This window comes from Microcystis sp. M53602_WE12, from assembly GCF_030065455.1.
Lineage (GTDB): Bacteria > Cyanobacteriota > Cyanobacteriia > Cyanobacteriales > Microcystaceae > Microcystis > Microcystis aeruginosa.
On the sequence record NZ_JASJFB010000578.1, the window covers coordinates 1 to 9,351 of the forward strand.

Annotated in this window: 6 protein-coding genes and 1 pseudogene; 5 read left to right on the plus strand and 2 right to left on the minus strand. The window is 41.5% G+C overall.

The window, feature by feature from the left end; all coding sequences use genetic code 11:
- Positions 1–614: pseudogene (locus tag PX482_RS18560) on the minus strand (helix-turn-helix domain-containing protein); the annotation flags it as partial.
- 202 nt (positions 615–816) lie between these two features.
- On the opposite strand from PX482_RS18560, the gene PX482_RS18565 reads away from it, so the two are divergent.
- The 4 genes from PX482_RS18565 (at position 817) to PX482_RS18580 (ending at position 5,184) form a co-directional block, all read left to right on the plus strand.
- Positions 817–1,212: a hypothetical protein gene (locus PX482_RS18565; RefSeq protein WP_288093363.1), complete on the plus strand. Its 396-nt coding sequence runs from the start codon at positions 817–819 to the stop codon at positions 1,210–1,212.
- Positions 1,213–1,395: 183 nt separating this feature from the next.
- Entirely contained in the window at positions 1,396–1,536 is a 141-nt protein-coding gene (locus tag PX482_RS18570) for a hypothetical protein (protein ID WP_002757832.1), read from the plus strand.
- Between the two features lie 79 nt (positions 1,537–1,615).
- Positions 1,616–2,230: a Uma2 family endonuclease gene (locus PX482_RS18575; protein ID WP_002757834.1), complete on the plus strand. Its 615-nt coding sequence runs from the start codon at positions 1,616–1,618 to the stop codon at positions 2,228–2,230.
- A 203-nt stretch (positions 2,231–2,433) separates the two neighbouring features.
- Positions 2,434–5,184, plus strand: coding sequence for a glycerol-3-phosphate acyltransferase (locus PX482_RS18580; protein WP_288093359.1), 2,751 nt, complete (start codon positions 2,434–2,436; stop codon positions 5,182–5,184).
- Positions 5,185–5,869: 685 nt separating this feature from the next.
- On the opposite strand, the gene PX482_RS18585 is transcribed toward PX482_RS18580, so the two are convergent.
- The gene (locus tag PX482_RS18585) at positions 5,870–8,026 is read right to left on the minus strand and encodes a putative PEP-binding protein (RefSeq protein WP_288122821.1); all 2,157 of its coding nucleotides are present in this window, start codon (positions 8,024–8,026) and stop codon (positions 5,870–5,872) included.
- Positions 8,027–8,354: 328 nt separating this feature from the next.
- Between PX482_RS18585 and PX482_RS18590 the strand changes: the two genes are divergently transcribed.
- Positions 8,355–9,050 (plus strand): response regulator transcription factor, encoded by a 696-nt coding sequence (locus PX482_RS18590; protein WP_002795661.1) that lies wholly within the window; start codon positions 8,355–8,357, stop codon positions 9,048–9,050.
- Positions 9,051–9,351 lie beyond the last annotated feature (301 nt).

Here is a 9,351-nt window from a genome sequence, read left to right on the forward strand (position 1 = left end):
AATTTTTGCCTGACAAAATTTAATCTTAATGCTTTTCTTTGCCCAGATATTTGTTGACGATCTAAATTAAATAGCATTCGATAAAGTTGATGACAAGATTGTTGGAGATGACGAATTTTTTCCGATGGGCAAATCACAACAGAAGAAGCGGAAGAATTTAAAAACTTTTTCGCTTCTGGTAGCTCTAAATTTTGGCACAATTGTTGCAGATAATTATCATGAACGTAAAGCTGAAAACGATTGGAAAAGGGATGTTGAAAAATGGAAATTTCTGATTTAGGGGGGACAATCCCAAGATAGTTATTTTCTACTGAGTACAAATTTTGGAAGAAGACGGAATTCACCCGAATAGGAATCGCAAAAACCCACATTTTAGAATGGACTACTCCCACAACATTTATTAAACAATTACGTTGCGATAATTCTAACATCACTTCATCGATGATGATCCTTGAAAGATACCCTTCAAAATGATCACCACTGAGTTGTAAAGCATCTCCGTTGACAAATTCTCGATTCTGAAAATAGCGAGAAAAGTCACAAAAATATTCACTTTTAAAGGTTAATTCCTGAGAATTAATTAAAATATCGGTTTTACTGTCAAAAATAAACATCTATATATAACTATTTGGTTATTGAGTAAAATCAAAATTTTTTTTGCCCATCAATTTAAAAACTTGCGTTTTTTGGATCATCTTAGCATAGAGGACTGAGTAGTATGAGTTACAGCAGAGTTGATTTGTTAATTTTGTCCATCAGTGTAATTCCAGTTAAATCTCTCACTTTTTTCCGTTATCGATTACTAAGGAGATTTCGATGGCTAAACAATATATGCCCCTTGAAGATTGCTCTGGGGCTGCGGTAGTGGGTGGAGAAGTTCCGCAATTACGTCCCCCGGCATTTTCTGATAACTCAAAATATACCACATTTACCTATACCTATTATCCAGAGGGATTGGAAATTTCCGATAGCTATATCTCTTATCCAGGAGAATCAGAAATTTCCGAAGCCCTTGCCAGGGAAATCACTACGTTCGCCGTTCCCCCGACAAATTATCCAGAGGGATTGGAAATTTCCGATAGCTATATCTATTATCCAGGAGGAGCGGAAATTTCCGAAGCTGTTGTTCCTAATATTAGCACTCGTCTCTTCTATGCGCTCAAAGCAATCATAGCATTTTTCATCAGAATGAGCCATGGGCAAGGGGCTTAAACCCTTTGTTGGCAAAACTTGTCGATACCTCAGTAACGTGAAAAGCGCTATAACTACACATCTAAGCCGCCGACATCGTCTTCATCATCAGGAGGGGCTGTAACATTCAGCGTTAATCAAGGAGACCCGATCATAAACTTACTAGGCGGCTCCGGTGGTAAAGAATTTTATGAGGGTGTAATATTGCCAAATGGAGATCTAAAAACTAACTGGCAACTGACTCCTTTTATGAACCTCGCCGTCGTTACCAATTATATTTTTGGTTTCGTCCTCATCGTTTTTGGCAGCGATAGTGCGATCGCAGATTATGTAGAGAGTTTGTAGGGTGGGCAATGCCCACCTTGCATTTAAGGTAAAATAGAGCTAAGGAAGTTAGTAGAGAGAGAATGCTATTTTGCCAGCTATGAGCCAAACTTTACCTAAAACTGTTAATTTCGAGGAATTCGTCCTTTGGCTGCCTGAAAATTCGGGAGTGCGTTATGAGCTACACAAGGGAAATATTATTGAAATGGCACAACCCGCAGGAGAACACGAGGAAATCAAAGGATTTTTAACTGTTAAACTCAGTGGAATAATTGATAGACTAGGGCTTCCTTATTTAATTCCTAACCAAGCGATTGTCAGACCTGCTGGTAAAAATTCTGGTTATTTTCCTGATGTATTAGTGCTAAATCGAACCAAGCTCGCTCAGGAAAAATTATGGAAAAAAGAATCAATCCTTAGGGATGGTGCATCTATCCCTCTGATCATTGAAGTGGTATCGACTAACTGGCGTGATGATTACTACTTAAAATTTGCTGATTATGAAGAAATGGGTATTCCTGAATATTGGATTGTCGATTATGCAGCCTTGGGTGGGCGTAATTTTCTCGGCACTCCTAAACAACCGACCATCTCTGTTTGTCGCTTAGTTGAGGAAGAATATCAAATTCGGCAATTTCGAGACAGAGATATCCTGATCTCCCAGACTTTCACGGAATTAAATCTCACTGTCAATCAGATTTTCTTAAGTCTGTAGGGTGTGCATCGTCCACCTTACTCTTTTCGTTTTTTTCTTCAGTTTGAGTGGTTGATTTTGCCGCTTAAAATCCGCAATTATTGCCTTTATTTGCTCCATCTGCTTGGGTTTTAAGCCATTAAGCTCAATTTATATTATCGCTTTCGTGTTCATGTTATCAAGGTCGTTACTAAGACAAGATCGTAAACTAAGACGCATTTTAAATGAGAGAAATTTTGGGATCCCTATTTATTTTTTTAGTCTGTCCCATAATCGGTGGACTGCCTCTGATCGATTGGATAAATTATCTCGTAACTGGACGTAAATTATCCCAATTAGGTACTGGTAATATCGGTGTAACTGCCGCCTTTTACCATGGGGGTAAATTAGTGGGAATTTTGGCGGTAATTTCGGAAGCAGCCAAGGGAATTATCGTTATTCTCCTAACCCGTTTATTTTTTCCCACCGGCTCCACTTGGGAATTATTAGCTTTAATTGCCTTAGTCATGGGGCGCTATTGGTTAGGAAAAGGTGCGGGAACTACTAATGTTTTCTGGGGATTAATCGTTCACGATTTTGTCGCTGTTTTTCTCACCTCAATCATTAGTGGGATTAGCTTTACTATTTTTCGAGAAAAATCTACGGGTAGATTGGTAGGATTATTTTTATTAGCTTTAATTCTCACCTTGCGCCGTCCCCACGATTCAGGTTATATTATAACTGCCATTGCTTTAGCCTGTTTATTAGGGGCAATTTTTCAAAAAATAGCCGACGATTTAGACTTACCCGAAGCAAGTGTTAACAATGAATCAAAAACTATGTTTCGTTTTTTTCGTGGAGATCGATCGATCCAAACTCTTGATGACAATCTGACGGCCTTAAAAGTGGGACAAAAAGCCGCCACTTTAGCCGATCTTAAGCGTGCCGGTTATCCCATTCCTAGGGGTTGGATTTTACCCCCAGGGGATGATCCACAACCGTTAATAGAATCTCTTCATCCTGATATTAATCATCCCTTAGTCGTGCGCTCTTCCGCTATTGGAGAAGATAGTGAAACCGCTTCATCTGCGGGACAATATACTACAATTCTTAACGTCATCGATCAAGAAAATTTAGCGGCGGCGATTTTAAGTTGCCAAACCTCCTATAATAGTCCTAATGCTGTTAATTATCGACTCGATCGAGGTCAAGAAAACACGGCCATGGCTGTGTTAATCCAAGAACAAATTCGAGGAGTTTTTTCGGGAGTTGCCTTCAGTCGCGATCCGATTAATCCTCTCAGTTTAGATGTAGTTATTGAAGCTTTACCCGGAGATGCCACCAGAGTTGTATCGGGAAGAATCACCCCCGAAAGTTATCGAGTTAATTTAGAAGAAAATATCATTATCGGAGCGGGAGATATTCCCCCGGCTATTATTCAACAGGTAGCTAATCTTTGTCGGCAATTAGAAAACCTTGATCATGGCATTCCCCAAGATATAGAATGGACTCATGACGGACGAAAATTATGGTTATTACAGTGCCGTCCTATCACTAATTTACAGCCAATTTGGACAAGAAAAATCGCAGCTGAAGTTATCCCCGGTGTGATTCGTCCTTTGCCTTGGTCAATTAATCGTCCTTTAACCTGTGGAGTTTGGGGAGATATTTTCCGGTTAGTTTTAGACAAAAAAGCCCTCGATTTGGACTTCAATGAAACAGCGACTTTACACTATCAAAGAGCCTATTTTAATGCTTCTTTGTTAGGAACAATTTTCCGTCGCATGGGATTACCTCCAGAAAGCTTAGAATTCCTGACCAAAGGGGCAAAGTTTACCAAACCACCGTTAACGGCAACTTTGGCTAATTCCCCTGGTTTATTAAAACTTTTAGGACGGGAATTACAGTTAGAAAAAGACTTTAGCCAAGATCAAAAAAACTATTTTATCCCGACGCTCAAAAAAATTAACGCTACTGCCCCAGAAGCTTTATCTTCAGGGGAGATTTTAGAGCAAATTGAGGAGATTTTAACCGTCTTAAAAAAAGCCACCTATTATAGTATTCTTGCCCCTCTTAGCTTCGCTTTGCGTCGCAGTATTTCGCAAGTACCTTTTGAGAGATTGGATAACTCCCAAGCACCAGAAATAGCCTCAATGCGATCGCTATCTGAACTGAGAAAAAATACGCTCGATCGAGATTTTGACTCGGCTTTTTCCCTCTGGTTAGAAACCTACGGTTATTTAAGCGAAGTGGGGACTGATATTTCCATACCGAGATGGCGAGAAAATCCCCAAGAGCTGCTACAACTCCCCTTAGATAGTCCGGGTAATAATAGCCATAAAAAAGTTAAATCTTCCCATACTGTCCAAAAAAGATTAAATATCAAAAACCAAGTGACTGAAATTTACTCCCGTCTTTTAGCTCACCTACGCTGGCATTTTCTCGCTTTAGAAACCCTCTGGTTACAGCAGCAAATATTATCGGAGACGGGAGATATATTTTATCTAAATTACTCAGAAGTTACCCAGTTGGGTCAGAATAATAAAATCGCCAATCTTAAGCAGATTATCCGTCAGCGTCGCCAACAATTCCAAGAAAACTCTCAATTAACCGATATTCCCTACATCGTTTATGGACAACCACCGAAAAGAGAATTTTTAGTTTCAAATTTAACTGCCAAAAAACGCTTACAGGGAATTGCCGCTAGTGGGGGGACAGTGGAGGGACGAATCAAAATTATGCCCAGCTTACAAAATCTAGAAATTGCCCCTAATACTATTCTCGTTATTCCCTATACTGACTCAGGATGGTCGCCTTTATTATCCCAGGCTGTGGGAATTATTGCCGAGGTGGGGGGACAATTATCCCATGGTGCTATTATTGCCAGAGAATACGGAATTCCCGCGGTTATGGATGTGCATAATGCCATGAAATTGTTAAAAGATGGTCAATTAATTCGTCTCGATGGCAGTCAAGGAATTATTGAAATTCTCTAGGCATTAGGGGACAGGGTGTGGGGTGTGGGGTGTAGGGTGTAGGGTGTAGGGTGTAGGGTGTGGGGTGTGGGGTGTGGGGTGTGGGGAGAATAAATAAAATAATCTCCTGACTCCTGACTTCTGACTCCTGACTCCTGACTCGGAGACTCCTAACCCAATGGTAGATGTTGGATTTTTGCAGAAGTTCTATTTTTCGACAAAGATAAGCAAAAATTATCTATGAACTCCAAAAACTTGAGAATATTTAAATTAACATTTCGCAATATTTACAAATTCTTAAGAATTAATTGAGAAAGATTTTTATTTAACAACGATGTTACAATGGTTACAGCGATTTTACTGAATTTCATAGTGGGGTATTCTATGCTTTTTTGGGCAGCAACGGTTGAAACCCTTGCCACACCTAGAAGGTAATCCTCATTAAGACAGGTAAATCAGTCAATTTCACCCACAACGATGATCTTTTTTTTGTGTAGTTTTATTGCAAAAAAAAAGTTTTTTTGACAAAAAGCACAAAGTATGAATTAGGAAGTGGGGTAGTGGGGTAGTGGGGAAGTGGGTTGATGGGGTAGTGGGGTAGTGAGGTAGTGGGGAAGTTAAGCTAAACGGCTTTTACTTCGGATCACCGATATAGACTCCAAAAGGGTTATAGCTGTTGGATCATGCAGGTTAAGCGCCGTTTAGCTTATCTGCTATTTTCCAATAAAAATCTTCTTTCGGCGCGAACAATTGCCTCTCTAGTGGCTAAAACTGCTTCTGTATCCACCGAAAGAGAAGTCACACCCCAAGCAATCAGATCATCGATAAGTTCAGGATACTGGACGATAGCCATGCCACAAACGGAACAGGGAATCTGTAAAACTTTTGCTTGAGTGATAATTTGTTGTAAAGCTGCCCTGACTGCGGGATGACGGGCATTAAAATATTCTGAGAAATGTTCTCGATCGCTACCTAAAAGTAATTGAGTTAAATCATTAGTACCAATAGCGATTAACTGTACCCCCGCTTGCACATAATCCGCTAATTGAAAGATTACCCCCGGTACTTCCACCATTATCCCCAATTGGAAAGAAGGGACTTGAGTGAGTAAAGCCGATTGTACCCGTTGCCGGCAGAAAATAAATTCCTCAACCCCGCGGACAAAGGGAAGCAGTAAATTAATATTGGTGGCGCTGGTGGTTTGTACCCGTCGTAAAGCTTGCAATTCCAGATCGAATAGAGTCGGATCTAATATATAACCATGGGTTCCCCGACTGTCTTGAGCCGAATGTTGAGCATCAAAAGAACGGTAAAATAAAGGCTTAGGCTGGATACTAAGGGCAAATTGTGCGATTAAATCACTTAATCTCTCGATCAATGCTTCTTGATGCTCTGGTGTTAACCATTCTTCTAGATTACGCTGAGAAAGTAAGTCTAAAATCATCCATTCTGAGCGCAATAAACCGATCCCATCAATAGGCAGTTCTCGGATTCCGGCAATACTTTCAGTTTGACTGAGATTAACCATCAAACGGGTAGCAATTGCCGTCCCGTCGGTTTCTCTGGGGGGTGGTGGGGGCAAGGAAATCTGTTCCTGAGATGCTAGAGAAATAATTCCCCTCGTACCATCTACTAAAATTATCTCGCCTGAGCGGATAATTTCTGTGGCATTTTTCACCCCGACAACGGCAGGAATGGCTAATTCCCGGGCTAAAATGGCTCCATGGCTAGTTAATCCCCCCTGTTCCGTGATCATTGCTCTAATTTGGCGTAAATGGGGCAGTTTTTTCGGAGGTAAATTAGTAGTAACCAGAATGCAATCCTGAAAATTTGCCTCTGGGGAGTCGAAATTGCTGATCACTTTTGCCACTCCCGATGCCAACCCCGGGGATGCCCCTAATCCTCTTAAGGGATAATTGGAGGTAGTGGGGGTGATTTCCTGACTGTGACAGTTGAGAATATAAATTTGACCATCCAGCATCATCAGCCATTCTATGCTGGTTAACGTCGGTTTTTCCGTCAGCAGAAATTGAACCAGTTGACAAAGGCGATCGAGGGCGAAATTATCTAAACAGTAGCTTTCTTGTAAACTGGGTGCTAATAATTGTGGCGCGAGCAGATTACTGTCACTATTGAGATAATAAGCGCGGGATTTATTGCCTAATTGCCGACTGCGTAATTGACCGGAGCGATCGATAATGTAGGTATCCGGTGCCACTTCTCCATTAACTAAACTGTGTCCTAACCCCCAAACTGCCTGAATTTTCCAGTTATCGTCATTAATCAACACATTTCCCGCACAATTGGCCGGTAATAACGGTTGTACCAGTAAAGATAATTGAATGTTTTCTAAACCAATTCCCATTTTTCGCCAATAAAATAGACTTCTGGCGGTGAATAACTCCGCCCAAGCTTGTTTTAGGGCATTTTCTAGATTATCTGCTTTAATTCCACTGATTGGGGCGGAAAATAAACCGAGCGTTCGCCGAGCCAGATTAGCTGGTAGGGAAAAGCGCCATACTAGGCTATCCATGGATAATTGTGCCACGGCCGCCTCTAGTTGTTCTAACCAGAGAGGAGGAATTTGCGCTTGTAAAATGGCCCGCCGACTTTCTTTGGCGACTAATTGCAGAGCTTTTGCGTTATCTACGTCTAAATAGAGGGAAGATTGCGGAAAATCAGTCAGAAACGAGTCAGCATTGTCGATAGTTTCCAAAAATTCCGCAAAAATGCGGTTAAAAATGGCAAATCCCCTGATAATTGGGTATCCTCGCTGGTGTAATTCACTGGCAATAAAAGCTTTTTCCCCCACCAGGGGGCGATCAGAAGCACTAATGCGATCGAGCCAGCAGAGAATGGTCACGGGATTTGTTAAGAATGGTGAAAGGATTGTAAAATCATTGTGTGATTTTTGTAACTTTTTAGTTCTATCTGCTAGTTTAACTCACCGTCACTATCTTGAGGATGATCTGGGAAGTGGGGAAGTGGGGAAGTGGGGTGTAGGGTGTAGGGTGTGGGGTGTAGGGTGTGGGGCGTAGGGTGTGGGAAGAATAAATAAAAATAATCTCCTGTCTCCTGACTCCTATCTCCTGACTCCTATCTCCTGTCTCCTGACTACTGACTCCTGACGACCGGCTCCTGATAGCTGATAAGATAGGATTCGGACAATATTCGATCGCTGCGAGAAATTGATGGACACACCTGCGAAAGTTTTGTTAGTGGATGACGAACCGGGGGTTCGTGAATCTGTGCAAGCATATCTACAGTACGGGGATGACTTCGAGGTAAGAACTGCTAGTAATGCTAACGAAGCCTGGGATTTACTCAATCAAGAAATTCCTGAATTAGTCATCTCCGACATTATGATGCCGCAGGTGGATGGCTATCAGTTTCTGAAGAAATTGCGCGAAGATGCTCGTTTTCAGACAATTCCCGTGGTTTTTCTCACTGCTAGGGGGATGACGAGCGATCGCATTCAGGGTTATAATGCCGGTTGTGATGCTTATTTATCCAAGCCTTTCGATCCCGAAGAATTAGAAGCATTAATCAAGTCTTTAATCGAGCGCCGTCGTCAATCCCTGCAAGCCACCAGCGAAAACGCTAGATTAGAAGAAATTGCCCGAGATATCCGGGAATTAAAACAGCAGGTGGGACAACAGAACACTTTTACTACTACTCCCCCCCCGATTAAAATTGACCTTACCCCCCGGGAACAAAGCGTTTTAGATTTAGTAGCGGAGGGATTGATGAATAAAGAAATTGCCAGTCGTCTAGAAACCAGCGTCAGAAACGTAGAAAAATACGTCAGTCGCTTATTTAGCAAGACTGGTACTAATAGTCGCACGGAATTGGTACGTTTTGCCCTAAAACACGGTTTAACCAGTTAATATAGCAGCTAAGGACAAAGTAGCGGACGGGAGTAGTTTATTAGCTGACGATGACAAGCAACTGAATTACCGATGGAAAACGTTTCATCAGTTCATCGTATGGCTTCTGGCGTTGAAACAAATTTTGTTTTAGAGCTAACCTTCGAGCAAGAGCAGAATGGGAGGATATATCAACCATGTTAAGCACTGATCTAGAGATAAGACTAGCAGCTTTAGAAGCTGAAGTAGCACTGCTTAAGCGTTTGCTACCTACTGTCAGCGAAACTCCCTGGTGGGAAAAAATTGTCGGCACTTTTGCTGA